Below are 17,589 nucleotides of genomic sequence, written 5' to 3'. Positions count from 1 at the left end.
ACGACAGGCGAAGTCCCGGCTTGGAAAATTGCAGGATCGCACTATCCGTAACCGCGATGACAAGCTCCTCGACCAAGGCCCGGGATCGCGACGAAATCCTTGATGCGGCACGAAATGTTCTGGCGCGCGAAGGACTGTACCATTTCAGTCTGCGTCTCGTTGCGCGAGAGGCGGCGATGTCTGTCGGCAAGATCCGCTACCAGATCGGGGACAAGGCGGCTTTGCTGGAGGCTGTCGTCGCGCGGGAATGCGAGATCATCGACGCGCGGCGTGACCAGTGGCGCACGCAGCTGGCCTCCTGCCCGGAACTGGACCCTGCCAGCGTGACCGATATCGTCACGCAGGTCCTTGACGAGGTGTCACAGGACGGGCGCGTTTCGGCAATCGTCATGGCCGAGATCTATATCCAGGCCCATCGCGATCCGGCTCTTGGGGCGCTGCGCGCGCGGTTGTGGGCGCACGACCAGGGGTTCTGGCAAGGCCTGTTCGAGGACTTTCCCGAGGCCCGGGGGCTGGTGCGCCGCATCGCGTGCTATGGCGTGGATGAGCGCGTCTTCAGTGTCCTTCTGGGGCAGAGCCGCGACTACCGGCTTCTGCGCCAGTCCACCTTGCGGGCGCTGCTGCGTCCTGCCGGGGCGCACGCTCGCAGCGCGGTGAGCGCCTGGCATCTCCACCTCGTCGCGCAACTGGCCGGTCCGGCGCAGGCGGCGCTGGAGGGGGCGAGCGAGATCAAGGGCACCAAGGCGGTGCTGGCAGGGCAGATCGCCGACGCCATGGCCCGCGAAGGAGTGGAAGCGATCTCGTTTCGCCAGATCGCGACATCGGCCGGGGTGCCTCTCTCCACGCTGACGCACCATTTTCTCTCGCATCGTGACCTGGTGCTGGGCGGTGTGGAGGAACTGTACCGGCGTATGCGCGCGTCGCTGGGGCAGCCCGGCGATGCGCGCGCAGGACGCCAGGTGCTGCTGCTGACCCATGAGATGGCGCTCGGCGCCCTGCGCGATCCGCGCCTCACGCCCTTTGCGATCGACATGCGGCGAAGGCGCGCGGAAAATGTCCACGCGCAGGTTGCCCCTCTGATTGATGGCGAGGGGGATCGCGCACGCAGCCAGGCGTTCACCATGGCACTGATCGGAGAGGCTATTGCTCTGGGCGATGAGGGGCAGACGCTGGATAGCGCGGCATTTCCGGAACGGCTGCGCGAACTGGCCCGCGATTAGGCCGAACGAGTGTGCTAAATTACAAATTATATGGCGAATATTTGACAGAACGGATGTCTTAAAACGGCAATGGGCCACTCCTATCGGGCGCTCCTGACGCACAACAGGGACGCCCGATATGCACGCCTTTGATTCCACCAGATTGCCTCTCCGTCTTGCCACGGTGCTCCTGACCGGGAGCGCCCTTGTCTCTTCGCTGCCCGCCATGGCTGCCGCCGGTGAACTGGCCGAGGACGCGGAGGCCGCGCCCGGCCAGCTCCATGAAATTACCGTGACCGCGCAGCGCCGCGTGGAAAACAGCCAGGATGTGCCGCTCGCCATCAAGTCGGTCGATGCCGATGCTCTGGCGCAGACCGGCTACACCGACTTCACCGATATCCAGTACATGGTCCCCGGGGTACAGTACGATCCCACCCAGGGCGCGGCCTTCCAGATCCGCGGCGTGGGCAGCCGCTCCTTCGACTTCTCGAACGCCAAGTCGGTCAGTGTCGTGGTCGATGGTGTCGTGATGGACGGCCAGCGGGCCAATGGCCTCATCGGCATCACCGACATGGAGCGCATCGATGTGCTGATGGGGCCACAGGGTACCCTGTTCGGCAAGAACGCGACCTCGGGCGTGATCTCGGTGACGACCCGCAAGCCCGAACTGGGCGTCACCTCGCTGTCGGCCAGCGGCAGCTATGGCGAACATGACGAGCGCATTCTCAACGCAACCCTCAACGTGCCGCTGGGGCGCGACGTCGCCCTGCGTGTGTCCGGTTTCGATCAGGCTCAGGACGGGTTCGGGCGCAACGTCACGCTCGACCGGACCATCGGTTCGACCCACGAATACGGTGGCCGTGCGCGCCTGCTGGTCGATGCCGGGCCGGACCTGGAGTTCATCGCGCGCGCCGACTTTGCCCGCCACTGGGATTCCAGCGTGCGCACGCCCGCGGGCAACCAGCCCGAGAATGTCGCGCAGATGCTCGCCGAACTGGGCGTGTTTCCCGATGGCCGTAGCGCTGACACCGCCGATGGCAGCTTTGGCGAAATCACTACGCGCGAATACGGCGGCTCGCTGGAGGTGAACCTGGGCCTTGGCGAGCATCAACTGAAGTCGATCACGGCCTATCGCGAAACCGCCTACGACAACTCTACGCCTGTAAACCTGCTCCCGCTTGACCAGTACGCGTACGTTCCCTTCAACCTAGGCGAGCTGGATACCAACAAGTTCAGCCAGGAATTCCAGCTGGCCTCGCCCACCGGCGGGTTCGTGGAATATGTCGTGGGGGCCTTCTACAACAAGCTGAACGCGCAGCAGACGCAGCTGCAGTGGGCGACGCTGGGTGCGCCAGTCTACGATGCGAGCGGCGCTCCCATTGCTCCGCTGCTCTACGCGATCACGGGCGCGGCAGGGGTGGCCGATGCCAATACCTCGCTGTTCGATTCCACGAACGAGACCGCGGCGGCCTTCGGGCAGGTCACCTTCAACTTCACCGATCGTTTCAACCTGGCGCTGGGCGGGCGTTATACCCACGACTGGAATTCGCAGAGCCTGGACTTCATCTGGCTCGATCCCGAGCCGATCACCGGCTACAATCCGACGTTCGCGGGCACGAGCCCGGCGCCTGTCTATCCCGATGGCAAGGTCACGGGAGGGAACTTTTCCTACCGCATCGCCCCGACCTTCCACCTGAGCGACGACGTCATGCTCTACGCCACGTACTCGACCGGGTACAAGCCGGCGGGCATTGCCTTTGTCGGCAACGACTACAGCCCCTACCGCAAGGAAACCGTGAAGGCCTGGGAAGCGGGCATCAAGTCCGAATGGTGGGATCGCCGCCTGCGCGTAAACCTCGATGTCTTCCTTTCGAACTTCAAGGACTTCCAGACCACCATCCTGACCACCATTCCCGACGGGCAGGGCGGTGAACTGCAGGCGACCACGATTGGCAATGCGGGGGCCTTGCGCACCAAGGGCGTGGAAGGCGTGATCGCGCTGGTGCCGGTGCCGGGGCTGACCCTCAATGGCTCGTTCACCTACACCGATGGCGAGTTCACCGACTACGTCTACAACGAGACGACCGACTACACCGGCACCGCGCTCACCAATTCGCCCAAGTTCTCCAGCATGGTCTCGGCCGATTACGAGCACACCTTCGCCTCGGGGCTGGGCGCTCGTGCCCACCTGGACTACGCCTGGCGCAGCGAGTACTGGACCGTCACCGGCCAGCCCGACTACTCGCATGTCGATGGCTATGGCCTGGTCAACGCGCGCGTGACCTTCACGCTGCCCGACAGCAACATCCGGTTCGGCGCCTATGCCCGCAACCTGTTCGACACCTACTACTCGACGGGTTTCCAGAACTACGGTGCGGTCGGGATGCTGCACTACACTTCGCCTTCGGCGCGCCGCACGCTGGGCGGCTTCATCTCGGCGGATTTCTGATGCGGGGCCGGATCACACGGACCCGGTGCTGGGGAGTGCCTTGCTGGCGCTCCCCCTCTTCGCGGTGAGCGCGCAAGGCGCCCCGCCAGCGCCGCGGGCCGACACGCCCGAGCGGATCGATGCGCCGGACCTGCCCGGCGCGACGCCGATCAACCATCTCCAGGTCCTGGGAACGCACAACAGCTATGCGCTGCCGGTCGACCGGCGCCTGGTTGAACTGATGCGCCCGCGCTTCGAGGCCATGCTGGCCGCCTTCGATGCCCTGCCCGAGGAACGCCGCGCGCTGATGGCCGAGGAGCATCCCAACGGGATCTCCTTCGACGATGCCCTGAACTACCTGCACCCCGACCTCACCACGCAGCTGGACCTGGGCATGCGCAGCCTGGAGCTCGACGTGAACCCGGACCCCGACGGTGGGCGCTATGCCGATCCCGCCGGGTATCGGGCGCTGCGCCGCGAGGGCATCGCGCCGGGTTTCGCCATCGACGAAGCGGCGCTCGCCAGGCCGGGGTACAAGGTGCAGCACATCGTCGACTATGACTTTCGCAGCCATTGCACCCTGTTCGTGACCTGCCTTGCGCAGATCCGGGACTGGTCGGACGCCCATCAGGGCCATGTCCCGCTCTTCATCCTGGTCGAGGCGAAAAGCCAGGGGCGCAAGCTCTTTGCCGATTCCGCCGAGCCGCTGCCCTTCGACAAGGCCGCCTTCGACGCGCTCGATGCCGAGATCCTCTCGGTCTTCGACAGGTCCCGGATCATCACGCCCGACGATCTGCGCGGGGAGCACGCCACGCTCAACGCCGCAGCACGGGCGGGAAACTGGCCGCGCCTGGAGAGTGCGCGCGGCAAGGTGATGTTCCTGATGATTACCGCCAACGGGCCGCAGGGCGCGGCGGCCTATCTGGAAGGCCATCCCTCGCTCGCCGGGCGCGTCGCCTTCCTGCGGGCCAATCCGGGCGAGGACCACGCCGCCTTCCTGATGTACGACAACGCGATCGTGCGCGAGGACGAGATTCGCAAGGCCGTGGCCGAGGGCTATCTCGTGCGCACGCGTTCCGACATCGAGACCTACGAGGCCAGGGCCAACGATATGACCCGTGCCAACGCCGCGCTGGGCAGTGGTGCCCAGATCGTCTCGACCGATTTCGAGCGGCCGGGCAATGTCTATGGCACGCCCTATCTGGTCCGCCTCCCGACCGGAGACGGCGCGGCGGCGCGGCTGAGCCCTGCGGCCGGGGGGCAGTAAACAGGGCCATTTCCCGATGGCCGTACAGCACGTTGGAAGGGGGCGGTTCGGGGTCGGACCGCCTCCTTGTTCGTTACAGGGCCAGGCGCGCGGCTAGAAGGCGGCGCGGGCACCCAGCGTGACCGCGCGTCCGACCAGCGGGGCGCGGTAGCGCAGGGGGCTGTTGTGCGCGCGGGCCTCGGTGTTGGTGAGGTTCGTGGCGTCCACGAAGATCTCGATGTCGTGCGTGCTCAGCGGCAGCTTGTAGCGCGCATGGGCATCGACCAGCCAGTAGCCGGGGCTTGCGGTTTCATCCTGCGAAAAGCGGGTCTGCCGGGCGAAATGGACCGTGCCCGCCGAGACGCGCCAGCGCGCGCCGGAGAGCGCAGCATCGGCGCCGTAGCGCGAAACCGGCATGCGCGGCAGGTATTCGCCATCGAGCTGGCGGTGGTAGTATTCGGCGGTCCACTGCGCGTTCGAGGGATAGTCGAAGTTGAACGGGCTGTAGTCGTCGGGGGCGTGGAAGCGGGGCTTACCCAGCACGTGGTCGGCAAAGACATGGAGTTCCAGATCGCCCGGGCCGACCTGCGGCACGCGCAAGGTCGCCTCGCCTTCGATGCCTTTGAAGCGCGTGTCGCCCTGGCGCCACTCACGCACCGGCAGGGTGCGGCTGATGCCGGTGTTGCCGAGGTAGATGTAGTCCTCATAATTCACCCGGTAGCCGGTTACCGAGAGCGTGAACGGCGTGAGGTCCAGCGTTCCGCCCAGTTCCCAGGTCTGTGAGCGCTCCTTGCGCAGGCGTCCATCGCCCTGCTCATCGGACAGCGAGGCGAAGTGGTTGCCGTTGGCGTAGAGCTCGTTGACCTCGGGCGCGCGCTCGCCCAGCGCGTAGCGGGCATCGAGGTGCAGCCAGGAGAGCGGTGTCACGCGCAGCGCGCCAAAGGCGTTCCACAGCCGGAAGTCGCGGTCCTGGGCGTAGCTGACGCCGAGCCCGCGGCCATCGCGCACGCTGGTCTCGTCGAGGTCCTGCTCGATCCAGTCATGGCGGCCGCCTGCGCTCAGGCGCACAGGGCCGATGGTCAGACGTTCCAGCGCGAAGAGCGCCAGCTTCGTCGTCTCGACACTGGGCAGGTAGGCCGTGTCGCTGCGGGTCTCCAGCTTGCGGTGGTTGACCTCGCCGCCGAGGACGCCCGTGAGCGGGCCGAGCGCGGCCTGGGTCAGTTCCAGCCGGACGGTGTCGGAGTGGATTTCGAAGGCGCTGGCATCGTTGCCGTCGATCCGCTCGCGATCGTGGCTGCGCACCGAACCTGCACGCAGGCGCACGGCGGCAAGGCCCGGCAGCGGCGCATAGAGGACCCCGTCGATATCAAGGCGCAGCTGCTCGGCCGCGATGGCGATGGGCGAGGGGGAAGGGCTCGCGGGCGTGACCGACTGGAAGCCGGGAACGCCGTAGTCACTGCGATAGTAGCCCGCCGCGAGCCCGAAGTAGCCCTGGCTGCCGACATGGCTGGCGCCGAGGTTGACCGCGACTGTCTCGAGCCCGCTGTTGACGAGCTTGCCCTTGCGGCCCGGCGCCGGGTCCTCGATGATCTGCTGCTCGGCAGGCGTTGCATCGACGTAGCGGCCCAGGTCCGGGTCATAGGCCCACTGCGGGCTTGCGGTGCGCACCTGGCAGATGCCCTGCAAGGTGACGTTCGTCACCAGGTCCGCCCAGCTGCGGCATTCGTCGGCCTTGGCGAGGCCGGGAATGTCGAAGTCGCCGGCATGGCGATAGAGCATGTCGGCGTGCCAGGCGAAGTCGTCCTTCCCGCCGTCGAGCCGGGCCATGGCGGTGACCGGCGTGTTGAACCCTCCGCTCACTTGCGCCCGCCCGGACAGAGGGGCCTTTGCGGCGCTGCGGGGAATGCGTCCATCGCGCAGGTTGACCGCGCCGCCGATGGCGTGGCCACCGTAGAGCACGCCGGCACTGCCATTGAGGACCTCGATTGCATCGGCGAGGAAGGGCTCGATCGGCGCGGCATGGTCCCCGGTGATGCCCGACATGTCGTCGAGCGCGAGGCCATTGAAGCGCAGCGCGACGCGGTTGCCGGCCTGCCCGCGAATCTGGGGCCGCCCGGCAAGGGGGCCCTGGTAGCTGTTCTGGACCCCGGGCAACCGGGCAAGCGTCTCGCCCAGCGATTGCGAGCGGTCCTCCTCCAGCGCCTCGCCGGCAAGCACGCGGGCCGGGGTGCCGGCAAGGTCGCTCGCGCGGGCGACCTCTTCGCGCTCTCCAGTAACGAGGATGTCGGTGTCGCGGGGCGGAGCGGCCAGCGCTCCGGAATAGGGAAGAAAGAGAGCTGCCGAACCGGCCAGCAGGGTAACGTTTCGCATGGCGTCCCACCTGTTTTGAAAGGAAGCGCCTTCAAGCCATGTTATGTTATAACGTCAAATATGAGGCCCGTTTTTTCCACGACTACCGTCAGTTAGCATGTGCGATGCGTGGCAATGTCCCGGAGATCCGCGGGGCAGGACGCCCTAGCGCCCAGCTGGCGAACACTTCGATCCCTACCGTCTCACAACTTCAGGCTCTCTCCATGCGGATGCTCACGCGGCGAATAGTTCGTGTCACGAATTTTTTGCCGCAGTCCCGTCGACCGGATCCGAAACCCTGAGCAGTCTCCGCAATGCCCCGGGCGAGCACATGGCGTGCCGCAAGAACGAGAACGGACGGGGCCCGGGTACACCAATTCACGGATCAACGGGCTGAGGATTTCGGAGCTTCACGAGGGCTCCGAAGGGCGCCGCATGTGCGTCGGGTTCCTGCATGAGGGCAGGGGCCGGGGGGCTGCGGGTATGAAGAAAAGAAGCTCTTAGGGGGTAAAGCATGATGTTTAAGCACACGAGCCGGCTGCTCTTGTCGACAGTCGCATTCGCGCCGCTGGTTCTCGGGGGAACCCAGGCGGCCCATGCCCAGGCCACGGCGCCTGCGGCCCAGCAGGGCCCTGCACAGTCCGGGCTTGGCGACATTGTCGTGACCGCGCGCAAGCGCAAGGAAAGCGCGCTCGATGTTCCCATCGCGATCAGCGCGCTTTCGGGCGAGGACATTCAGTCGCTCAACGTCCAGACGGTCGAGGATCTGACCGCGGTGACGCCGGGCATGAACCTCAACAACTCTATCACCGGTTCGGGCCGCTCGGACCGCAGCCAGACTGCTCTCATCATCCGCGGCATGGCGCCTTCGCGCGGCAACCGCACCAGCTCGACCTTCATCAACGGCATCCAGGTCTCGGACGGCACCGTGACGGGCGTGTTCGACTTCGAACGCGTCGAGGTGCTGAAGGGCCCGCAGAGCGCCTACTTCGGCCGCCAGACCTTTGCCGGCGCGATCAACATGGTGACCGCCGAGCCGACCGACTACTTCACCGGCTATGTCAGCGGCCTTGCTGGCACCGACGACTATTACGACCTGCGCGGCGCGGTCGGCGGGCCGATCATCCAGGACGTCCTGAGCTTCCGCGCGACGGGTCGCTACTTCACGCGGGACGGCTCGTGGAAGAACAACGCCGAGCCGGGCAAGACGCTGGGCGATCAGAGCACCCGCAGCGGCACGCTGCAGCTCAAGTTCACGCCGAGCCACAACTTCACCGTCAACCTGTTCGGCATGGTTGCCAACGACGATGACGGGCCGGGCGCCACCGGCGTGATCCTGGGCTCGCAGTCGAACTGCAACCTGGGCGCGCAGGACCTGCCCTACTTCTGCGGCACGCTGCCGGGCCTGCTGCCCGGCCAGCCTAGCGCGCGCACCGAGGTCAATGCGGGCGTCGCCAACATGCTCGAGAACTACTCGCCGATCATGAACCAGGACGAGCAGATCGACCACTTCGGCATGACGCGGGACAGCAACCACTTCAGCGGCGTTGCCGAATACGTCACCGAAGGGGGCACCTCGATCACCAGTCTGACCGGCGTGAACCGCAATTCCTGGACGGTGCTCTATCCGCTCAACGCCTATGCCTCGCCCTACGAGAACACCTTTACCTCGGGCGAGTTCGCGCAGGAGTACACCGACTGGCCGCTGATGATCCAGCACGAGCAGAAGGACTTCTCGCAGGAAGTGCGCATCGCCTCGAACCAGGACGGTCGCTTCCGCTGGATGTTCGGGGGCAGCTACCTGTGGGCCAAGGGCTACGAAGGCTACTCGGAGATCTACTACTTCACCGGGATCAACAGCGCCTTCTCGTCCACCAGCGAGAACAAGACCTGGGGCGGGTTCCTGGGGCTGTCCTATGACCTCACCGACCAGCTGACCGTCGACTTCGACGCGCGCTACCAGTCGGACAAGGTCATCAGCCGCACCGGCGATACCGACGACATCGTCTACCAGCGCACCTACAACAGCTTCCTGCCGCGCGTCAGCCTGCGCTACAAGCCCGACCTCGACACCATGGTCTACGCCACCTACTCGCGCGGCGTGAACCCGGGGCTGGGGCTCGACCCGCTCGAATCAGCCGATCCCGCCTTCGTCGACGACCTCATCGCGATGGGTGTGACCCGCGGCGTCAGCCCGGAATACCTCGACAACTTTGAGGTCGGCTTCAAGGGGCGCTTCTTCAACGACCGGCTGATCGTCTCGGGCGATGTCTACTACGACATCTGGACCGACAAGATCACCGAGCAGACCCTGATCATCCCCAACAACAGCGGCGGCATGCCCGAGATCTCGTGGTTCTTCACGAACATGGGCAAGGTGACGCTGAAGGGGATCGAGCTTGACCTGACGGCGCGTCCGATCGATGCCCTCACGCTGACCGCGCGCGGGGCGATCAACGACACCAACATTGATGAAGGCCTGTGCTCGACCTGCGCGCAGCTGACCGGTTCGGACGACGTCTCGGGCCAGAGCCTGCCCTTCGTCTCGAAGTACTCGGCACAGGTGAACGCGGAATTCGCGCAGGCCTTCGCGCCGATGCCGGACTACGAATGGTACCTGCGCTCGGAGCTGTCCTACAAGTCGGGCGTCTACGAGAGCGAAGGCAACTTCGCCAAGACCGACGCCTCGACCAAGGTCAACTTCCGCGTGGGCCTGCGTTCGGACAACGTGTGGATCGAGGGCTTTGTCACCAACGCCTTCAACGACAAGACCTATACCAGCGTGCAGCCCAACTGGGACCTGTCGAACCCGAACGCGACCTTCCAGGAGAAGGACGTGATGTACGTGGGCCTTCCGCAGCTGCGGACCTGGGGCGCGCGTATCCGCTACGACTTCTGATCCCGATCCGATCTGCAGGGGCTTTCTGCCAGTCCCTGCCATCGGTTCGTGCAAATGCCCGGTGTGCGTCGTGCACGCCGGGCATTTTGCGTGGGGGAAGGGGCGCGCTCCGGGGCGGCGATCCTTGTGGAACGCGCATGTACGAAAGCGCCCGCCTTCCCAGGTCCGGGAGGGCGGGCGCGGATGGTATGAGAATGGGGCGCGCTAAGGCTTAGCGGCCGAGCGTGCGCGCCTTCAGCGTCACCTCGACCGGGGTGCCCAGGTCCTGCGCGGAATGGCCCGCGGCGAAGGTGTAGCGCCCGGCCGCCTGGACGAAGGCCCCGTCCGTCCAGTTCGCGAGCAGACGTGGGTCGAGAGCAATCTCCACCTTGCGGGCTTCGCCCGGCGCCAGGTCCACGCGCTGGAAGCCGACGAGGCGGCGCGTCGCCCCCTTCGGACCAGAGGTGAGATAGAGCTGGACCACGTCCGCCCCGCCCTTCGCGCCGGTGTTGCGCACCGAGACGGAGGCGGTGGGCGCGCTTCCGGGAGCCGCGTTCACGCGCAGGTCCTCATGGGCAAAGCGGGTGTAGCTCAGGCCATGTCCGAAGGGGAACAGCGGGCTCAGGTCCTTCGCGGCGTACCAGCGGTACCCGACATCCGCGCCTTCGGTGTACTCAACGACAAGGCGCGTGCCTTCAGGTTCGCCAAGGCCCGGGATCTCCGGGCGCACCAGCTGGCTCTCGTCACGCGGGAAGGTGACGGGCAGGTGGCCCGAGGGATTGGCCTTGCCGGTCAGGATGTCGGCGATGGCGGCCCCGCCTTCCTGCCCCGGATACCAGGCTTCGATCACGCCCTTGACCTTGTCCAACCAGGGCATCTTGATCGGGTTGCCCGACTGGATGACGACCACGGTGTTGGGATTGGCCGCCGCGACCGCCTCGATCAGCGCGTCCTGTCCTTCGGGCAGGGTCAGGCTGCCGTCGAGCGCCTCGCCCGACCAGGCCGTGACGAAGACGATCGCGATCTCCTTGCGCGCGGCGAAGCGGGCGGCGGATTGGTGGTAGTAACCGCTGTCGAATTTCACCTGCGTGTCGGGCAGGGCTTCTTTCAGGGCCTTGAGCGGGGAGGAGGGGAAGTAGACGGCCTTGGCCCAGCCGCCCCAGCTCTCGCGCCCGCCGATGGGCAGGGTCGCAACCTCGCCTTCAGGCGTGACCTGGCTCGATCCTCCGCCGGTCATGACACCCATGTCGGCATGGCCGCCTATCACCGCGATCGACTTTGCGCTGGCGGCAAGAGGCAGGATATCCTCGGCGTTCTTGAGAAGGACGATGCCCGCAGTCCCAGCCTCGCGCGCGACCCTGGCATGGGCGGCGTAGTCGATGGGAGCGGGCTCGCTGGGAAACGGGGCGTCCGCGCCAACCGCGTAGACCGAGCGCAGGATGCGGCGCACAGCCTCGGACACGCGCGCCTCGGGGATGCGCCCTTCGGCGACGGCCTCGCGCAAGGGGTCGCCGACGTAGACATCGGGGTCGAGCTGGGAGCCCGACTGCTGGTCCATCCCGTTGACCACCGACTGGAGGCTATGCACCGCGCCCCAGTCGGACATGACCCAGCCCTTGTAGCCCCAGTCCTCCTTGAGCACCGTGTTGAGCAGGAACTCGTTCTCGCAGTCGTACTGGCCGTTGACGAGGTTGTAGCCGCACATCACCGCGCCCGGCGCGCTTTGTTCGATGGCGATCTGGAAGGCGAGCAGGTCGCTTTCGCGAAGGGCCGGTTCGGCAATGTGGGCATCGAGCGTCATGCGCAGCGTCTCTTGCGCGTTGAGAGCCATGTGCTTGATCGTGGAGACGACCTTCTGGCTCTGGATGCCGCGGATCGATCCGGCGGCCATGAGCCCTGTAAGCAGTGGGTCTTCGCTCAGGTACTCGAAATTGCGGCCATTGCGCGGTTCGCGGATGAGGTTGCTGCCCCCGCCGAGCACGACGTTGAACCCCTTGGCGCGGGCTTCCTGGCCGACCACGGCGCCGCCCCGCTCGGCCAGCTCGGGCGAGAAGGTCGCGGCCAGCGAGATGCTGGCGGGCAGGGCGGTCGACCAGTCGCCCTTGCGGACCTCGGACGGGTTGGTGACGCCAAGGCTGGCGTCGGTCTCGTAAAGCGCGGGCAGGCCAAGCCGAGGGATCGGCGGGACATAGCCGACCGCTGGGTGCGCGCCTTCAGGGACCTGCGCGAGGCCCGGGAGGTCCAGCGCCATGGGGCTGTCGAGGTAGCGGTAGCGCTCCTCCTGGGTCATGGCCTTCTCGGTCGCCCGGGCCCGCGCATCGGGATCGTTCGTGCCCGCAGAGGCCGGGCCGGAAATCTCCTGCGCGCGCTGGGCTTGTGCCAGCGCGGTCGAGGAGAGGCTTGCGGACAGGAGAAGAAGTGCGGCGTTGAGGCCGGACCGGGGTGTCATGGGGCAGGTGCATCCTTGCTCGATTGGGGGGCGACGCGGCGTCGCGCGCTATCGAGCGCCAGCCTCCCCCGGCCGGACGCAGCAAGGCAAATGGCGGCTTGCCTCTGTCCATGAAGCGAACATTGCGCTGCGTTCAAGGCGCTTTCGGGCTGTCCTTTTTCATCAGGCGCCGGGCGGGGTGCCGGCGTCCTGGTCCTGGGGAAGGTCGATGGGCGTCGCCTGGCAGATCGTGCGCAGCGCGTTCTTGAGGCCTTCCTCGATGGTGGGGTGGTAGAAGGGGAGGGAGAGGAGCTCGCTCGCCGTGCGGCCCTCCTGGATCGCCCAGGCCAGCATGTGGGCAAGGTGCTCGCCCGCGGGTGCGACCATGTCCGCGCCGATCAGCCGCCCGTCAGGCGCTGCGGCGTGGAGGGTGAGCAGCCCTGCGTTTCGGCCTTCGACACGGGCGCGGCCCTGGTCGTCGAAGTCGGCGGTGCCGGTGACCGCGCCCTCGTCCTCAGCTGCGCCAATGGTCGCGACCGTGGGCTCAGTGAAAATCATGCTGAAGGGGACATGGCGCTCGGCCGTCACGGGAGCGGGGAAGGCCGCCGCGTTGCGCCCGGCGATGGCCCCGTCGTGCGAGGCCTCGTGCAGGAGCGGGAGGTCGGATGCGACGTCGCCTGCGAGGAACACCGCGCTGTTGCCGCAGCGCATGGTGCGCCGGTCGTGGAAGGGGACGCCCTTGTCATCGCAGGCTATCCCGGCTGCATCGAGATCGAGGTCGGCCAGCTGCGGGGAACGGCCCAGCGCGGCGAGCACGAGATCGTACTGCGCTTCGCCCGCCTCGCCTTCACCATCGGACCACTCGATCCGGGCGCCGTTCTCTTCGGCGTGGGGTGTCACCTCGACCTCGAGCTTGAGGTCGAGATCCGCTGCGATGATGGCCTGCAAGCGTTCGTGCACCCGCGCGCAGCGAAGGCTGCCCATACGTTCGGCGCGGTCGAACAGCGTGGTTTCGACGCCCAGGTGCGCGAATGCCTGGGCCAGTTCGAGACCGATGGCGCCCGATCCGACAACCGCAAGGCGGCGCGGCAGATCGTCCATCTCGAAGATGGTGTCGCTGGTCCGAACCCTGTCCCCCAGCGCCGCGAAAGCGGGGGGCAGGACCGGAGAAGAGCCGGTGGCGATGATGACCCGGTCCGCCGCGACACAGCGCCCGTCGTCAAGCGCCAGACGCCCCGGCGCGGTGAAGCGGGCGCGGGCCTTGATCGCGATACCGGCGGGCAGGTCCTCGAAGGACTGGCGCGTCAGGCGAGCAAAGCGGTCGCGCTCGTCACGCACCCGCTGCAGGACGGCGGGGCCGTCGATCGCGACATCGCCAACCTCGATACCGAAGGGGCCTGCCGTCCTCACCGCGCGGGCCCGGTGGGCCGCGGCGATGAGGAGCTTGGAGGGCATGCAGCCGACAGTGGCGCAGGTCGTCCCGTTGAAGGCCGGATCGATCAGGAGGGTCGAGGCGCCATTGGCGCGCGCGGCGCGTTCGGCTGCGAGGCCGGCTGTGCCGGCCCCGATCACCGCGACGTCGCAATGGAGCGTCTCGCCCATCTCAGCGGGCGATCTTGATCGACTTGATGTTGACGAACTCCTTGAGGCCCTCGGGCCCGTGCTCGCGGCCATAGCCCGAGTTCTTCACCCCGCCGAAGGGCAGGTTGGGCGTGGCGATGTCGAAGGTGTTGATGAACACCATGCCGGTGTCGAAGTGGGTCTTTGCCAGTTCGCGGGCGCGCTCGACATCGCGGCTGAAGATACCCCCGCCAAGGCCGTAGCGGCTGGAATTGGCGATGCGCATGGCCTCGCCATCGTCCTTCGCCTTGATGATCGCGGCGGCCGGGCCAAACAGCTCGTCCTCGTAGGCGGGCTGGCCCGGGGCGACATCGGCAAGGACGGTGGCGGGGTAGAACCAGCCCTTGCGCTCGGGCACTTCGCCACCGACGACAAGGCGCGCGCCTTTTTCCACGCTCTTGGTGACCTGCTCGTGCAGCTGGTCGCGCTGGCTGCGGCTGACAAGCGGGCCAAGCTGCGTGTTCTCGTCGGTCGGATCGCCCAGCACGATGGCGTCGAACTTCCTGGCGTAGCGCTCCACGAAGGCGTCGTAGTTCGCCTCGGTCACGATGAAGCGCTTGGCGTTCACGCAGGTCTGGCCGTTGTTATAAAGGCGGCCCTGCACGCAGGTGTCGACCGCGAGATCGAGGTCGGCATCGTCGAGCACGAGATAGGCATCGTTCGAGCCCAGTTCGAGCACGGTCTTCTTGACCTGTTCGCCCGCCTTGGCCGCGATGTGGCGCCCGGCCTTGTCGCTGCCGGTCATCGTCACGCCGCGCACCAGGTCATTCTCGATGATCGCATCGGACTGTTCGTGCGTGATGCACAGGACCCCGAAGAGCCCTTCGGGAAGGCCCGCCTGCTCGTAGATCTCGCGCAGCAGGAGCCCGCTGCCGGTGCAGTTCTCGGCGTGCTTGAGGAGAACGCCATTGCCCGCCATCAGGCTGGCGATCGAGTAGCGCACCGCCTGGTAGGCCGGGAAGTTCCAGGGCTGGATGCCGTAGACGACACCGATGGGCGCGTGGGTGACGATGGCCGTGGCGCCGTCGACCTCGCGCTCTTCATCGGCCAGCGCCTTGGGGCCTTCGTCCGCGCTGTAGTCGCAGATCGCCGCGCACAGATCGACCTCGTCGCGGCTGTCGCCGATCAGCTTGCCGGTCTCGCGCGTCATCAGCGTGGCCAGCTCGTCCTTGCGCTCGCGCAGGGCCGTGCCGATGGCGCGGATCACTTCGGCGCGCGCCTCAAGGCTCTGCAGGCGCCAGTCGAGGAAGGCCTGATGTGCGTCTTCGACGACTTTGGTCGCCTGCGCGTCGCTCATGTAGGCGTAAGTATCCAGCACCTCTTCGGTGAGGGGATTGACGGTCTTGATGCGTTGTTCGCTCATGGCGTTTCTCTCGTATCTGGAGGGATGGGCGCCCGCGGGGTTCAGCCGTGGCGGGCGCGATGCTTGGCGAGGGTCTTTTCGGCGGCCTCGAGGGCGTGAAGCACCTCTTCGTGCCAGCCTGTCTCCGGGAGTTCGCGCACCGCCGAATGGGCCGCGCACACATAGGGTGTGCCCGACCATTCCCCGGCGATCTGCCGCGCCCAGCGCGCGAAGGCATCCGCCGCGCCCGCCCGTTGCTGCAGGGCTTTCCCCAGCATCGGGTGGAAGCGCAGCCGCCCCTGGGGCAGGACCTTGCCCAGAACGCCCGGCGCCTTGAGGACGCTGAGCGTGTCGTCGACATGGACGATGCCGCTGCGCAGGTGGCGCACCAGCACCGAGCCCGCATGGACCGACGGGTCCTGTGTCACCAGGTCGACCCCCTCGGGCACCGAGAAGGCCAGGTCATCGGCGAACTCGGCCTGCGTGGAGGCGTCCTCGATCACCCCGTCCTGCCAGCGCAGGTGCGGGGCCTGATCGCGGTGCCGCCGCGTCCCCACCAGCCGCGCCTCGGGAAACAGCTTGTGAACTGTCTCGCAGTGCAGGGTGTGGAAGGGATGGACGTTGAGAATTGCGTCGATCGCTGCACCATTGTCGGTGAGCGCCTGCAACTCGGCACGGTCCTCGGGCGTCAGGTCATAGGAGTCGAGGACAAGGAATCGTCCATTGGCCCTTCGGACCAGCGACATCTGCGTGCCGACATCGAGAACCCCTGCGATCTTGAAAGACCCGCGGAAGTTCCAGAACCCGTCGGACAGTTGACGCATGGCTTGCCTCCTTGCCGGCAGGATCGGCCCGGTGCCGACCCTCGCTCTTGGAGGGGGAACGGGAGAGGCGGCCTTCGAGTTCCATTTTGCTCAATCAAGTTGTGTGCAATATAAATTACGCAAACCTTTGAGTGCGCGGGGGCATGCGCTATCGTTGCGCGCGATGCGAACGTCCCTGAATGCCCCTGACCCGCGTGAGGACCCTTTGCGCCTCGATCGCCAGCTGTGCTTCCAGTTCTACGCGGCGAGCAACCTGATCGGCAGGCTCTACGCCCCGGTGCTCGCGCGGCTGAACCTGACCTACCCGCAATACCTCGTCATGCTGGTGCTGTGGGAAGAAGACGGGCAGACCGTAGGGGCCATCGGCAAGCGGCTGCATCTCGATACCGGAACGTTGACGCCTCTTCTCAAGCGCATGGAGGCCCTGGGGCACCTCGTGCGCCAGCGCGACCGGGAGGACGAGCGCCGCGTGCGCGTCTCGCTGACCGCAAGCGGAAAGGCGCTGCGCGAAGAGGCGCTCCACGTCCCGGAAATCATGACCCGGGGGCAGGACCTGGAAGAACTCGACGCGCTGCGCCGCACACTCGCAGGCGTCGTCGAGGCGCTTGGCGGGGGGAAGGCCCCGGTCTGATCTTCGGGCAGAGGGCCGCGTTCTCGAGGTTCAGAAACCGGCCTCGATGGCGATGCGTATGGCTTCGGCCACCGTGCGGACATCGAGCGCGCGCAGCACGGCGGCGCGGTGCATCTTGACCGTGCGTTCGGTCACGCCAAGCTCGTAGGCGATCTGCTTGTTGAGCTGCCCCTGGGCCAATGCGCGCAGGATCTGGCGCTGACGCCGGGAGAGGCCCTCGATCCGGGTGCGGGCCTGCTGGTGGCGGCTGGCCTCGGTATCGTCGATGGCCATCTGCGAGCCCAGGAAGAACTGCAGGTCCCCTTCCTCGTCGAACAGGGGGGCGACCATCACCGCGTTGCGAAAGGCGCTGCCGTCCTTGCGGTAGTTGATGAGCTCGACCATCGCGGGCCGGGTTTCGGCGACAGCCTCGCGCAGCATCGCGGCCTGTTCGGGTTCGGTGCCGCGCCCTCGCAGGAAACGGCAGTTGCGCCCGATCACCTCGTCACGTGTGTAGCCCGTGAGCTCGAGGAAGGCCTCGTTGCAGGCGACAATCGGATTGTCGGCCCGTCGCGGGTCGCTGACGACGGCGGCGACGCGGCTGCTCGCAATCAGGGAATCGGGATCCATCGGGCTCGGCGCGGCTGCTTTCTTCACGTTTGGCC

Annotated in this window: 11 protein-coding genes; 5 read left to right on the top strand and 6 right to left on the bottom strand. The window is 66.7% G+C overall.

The features are described from left to right. The first annotated feature begins 56 nt into the window (after positions 1 to 56). The 3 genes from MBENS4_RS05815 (at position 57) to MBENS4_RS05805 (ending at position 4,894) form a co-directional block, all read left to right on the top strand. Positions 57 to 1,220, top strand: a complete 1,164-nt coding sequence (locus MBENS4_RS05815) for a TetR family transcriptional regulator (protein WP_039389388.1) — start codon at positions 57 to 59, stop codon at positions 1,218 to 1,220. Positions 1,221 to 1,362: 142 nt separating this feature from the next. Next, on the top strand, positions 1,363 to 3,648 hold the full coding sequence (locus tag MBENS4_RS05810; RefSeq protein WP_242404794.1) for a TonB-dependent receptor: 2,286 nt from the start codon (positions 1,363 to 1,365) through the stop codon (positions 3,646 to 3,648). Positions 3,649 to 3,688: 40 nt separating this feature from the next. Beyond that, positions 3,689 to 4,894, top strand: a complete 1,206-nt coding sequence (locus MBENS4_RS05805; RefSeq protein WP_084591970.1) for a Ca2+-dependent phosphoinositide-specific phospholipase C — start codon at positions 3,689 to 3,691, stop codon at positions 4,892 to 4,894. Positions 4,895 to 4,987: 93 nt separating this feature from the next. On the opposite strand, the gene MBENS4_RS05800 is transcribed toward MBENS4_RS05805, so the two are convergent. Continuing rightward, positions 4,988 to 7,243, bottom strand: a complete 2,256-nt coding sequence (locus MBENS4_RS05800) for a TonB-dependent receptor (RefSeq protein ID WP_039389382.1) — start codon at positions 7,241 to 7,243, stop codon at positions 4,988 to 4,990. Between the two features lie 493 nt (positions 7,244 to 7,736). Between MBENS4_RS05800 and MBENS4_RS05795 the strand changes: the two genes are divergently transcribed. Further along, positions 7,737 to 10,121 carry a TonB-dependent receptor gene (locus MBENS4_RS05795; protein WP_039389381.1) on the top strand — a complete coding sequence of 795 codons (2,385 nt, stop codon included), beginning with the start codon at positions 7,737 to 7,739 and terminating at the stop codon, positions 10,119 to 10,121. A 211-nt stretch (positions 10,122 to 10,332) separates the two neighbouring features. Here MBENS4_RS05795 and MBENS4_RS05790 read toward each other — a convergent pair whose 3' ends face one another. From MBENS4_RS05790 to MBENS4_RS05775, 4 genes are all read right to left on the bottom strand, one after another. Continuing rightward, positions 10,333 to 12,549, bottom strand: coding sequence for a beta-glucosidase family protein (locus tag MBENS4_RS05790; RefSeq protein ID WP_039389379.1), 2,217 nt, complete (start codon positions 12,547 to 12,549; stop codon positions 10,333 to 10,335). 162 nt (positions 12,550 to 12,711) lie between these two features. After that, positions 12,712 to 14,130, bottom strand: coding sequence for a dihydrolipoyl dehydrogenase (locus MBENS4_RS05785; RefSeq protein WP_039389378.1), 1,419 nt, complete (start codon positions 14,128 to 14,130; stop codon positions 12,712 to 12,714). 1 nt (position 14,131) lies between these two features. Beyond that, complete coding sequence (locus MBENS4_RS05780) at positions 14,132 to 15,511, bottom strand: NAD-dependent succinate-semialdehyde dehydrogenase (protein WP_039389376.1); 1,380 nt, start codon at positions 15,509 to 15,511, stop codon at positions 14,132 to 14,134. Positions 15,512 to 15,552: 41 nt separating this feature from the next. Continuing rightward, positions 15,553 to 16,314: a hypothetical protein gene (locus MBENS4_RS05775; RefSeq protein WP_039389375.1), complete on the bottom strand. Its 762-nt coding sequence runs from the start codon at positions 16,312 to 16,314 to the stop codon at positions 15,553 to 15,555. A gap of 163 nt (positions 16,315 to 16,477) precedes the next feature. On the opposite strand from MBENS4_RS05775, the gene MBENS4_RS05770 reads away from it, so the two are divergent. Then, complete coding sequence (locus tag MBENS4_RS05770; protein ID WP_039391823.1) at positions 16,478 to 16,945, top strand: MarR family winged helix-turn-helix transcriptional regulator; 468 nt, start codon at positions 16,478 to 16,480, stop codon at positions 16,943 to 16,945. Between the two features lie 30 nt (positions 16,946 to 16,975). Here the strand turns inward: MBENS4_RS05770 and MBENS4_RS05765 are convergent, their stop codons facing one another. Beyond that, positions 16,976 to 17,554: a PAS domain-containing protein gene (locus tag MBENS4_RS05765; protein WP_039389374.1), complete on the bottom strand. Its 579-nt coding sequence runs from the start codon at positions 17,552 to 17,554 to the stop codon at positions 16,976 to 16,978. Positions 17,555 to 17,589: the final 35 nt, after the last annotated feature.

Source organism: Novosphingobium sp. MBES04, assembly GCF_000813185.1.
Classification (GTDB): Bacteria; Pseudomonadota; Alphaproteobacteria; order Sphingomonadales; family Sphingomonadaceae; genus Novosphingobium; species Novosphingobium decolorationis.
This window is presented reverse-complemented; position numbering and strand designations above follow the sequence as displayed.

Excerpts from the sequence above, each read along its gene's own strand:
- MBENS4_RS05785 (WP_039389378.1), bottom strand. The coding sequence starts at position 14,130 with ATGGGCGAGACGCTCCATTGCGACGTCGCGGTGATCGGGGCCGGCACA.
- MBENS4_RS05815 (WP_039389388.1), top strand. The coding sequence starts at position 57 with ATGACAAGCTCCTCGACCAAGGCCCGGGATCGCGACGAAATCCTTGAT.
- MBENS4_RS05790 (WP_039389379.1), bottom strand. The coding sequence starts at position 12,549 with ATGACACCCCGGTCCGGCCTCAACGCCGCACTTCTTCTCCTGTCCGCA.
- MBENS4_RS05770 (WP_039391823.1), top strand. The coding sequence starts at position 16,478 with ATGCGAACGTCCCTGAATGCCCCTGACCCGCGTGAGGACCCTTTGCGC.
- MBENS4_RS05765 (WP_039389374.1), bottom strand. The coding sequence starts at position 17,554 with ATGGATCCCGATTCCCTGATTGCGAGCAGCCGCGTCGCCGCCGTCGTC.
- MBENS4_RS05775 (WP_039389375.1), bottom strand. The coding sequence starts at position 16,314 with ATGCGTCAACTGTCCGACGGGTTCTGGAACTTCCGCGGGTCTTTCAAG.
- MBENS4_RS05795 (WP_039389381.1), top strand. The coding sequence starts at position 7,737 with ATGATGTTTAAGCACACGAGCCGGCTGCTCTTGTCGACAGTCGCATTC.
- MBENS4_RS05800 (WP_039389382.1), bottom strand. The coding sequence starts at position 7,243 with ATGCGAAACGTTACCCTGCTGGCCGGTTCGGCAGCTCTCTTTCTTCCC.
- MBENS4_RS05780 (WP_039389376.1), bottom strand. The coding sequence starts at position 15,511 with ATGAGCGAACAACGCATCAAGACCGTCAATCCCCTCACCGAAGAGGTG.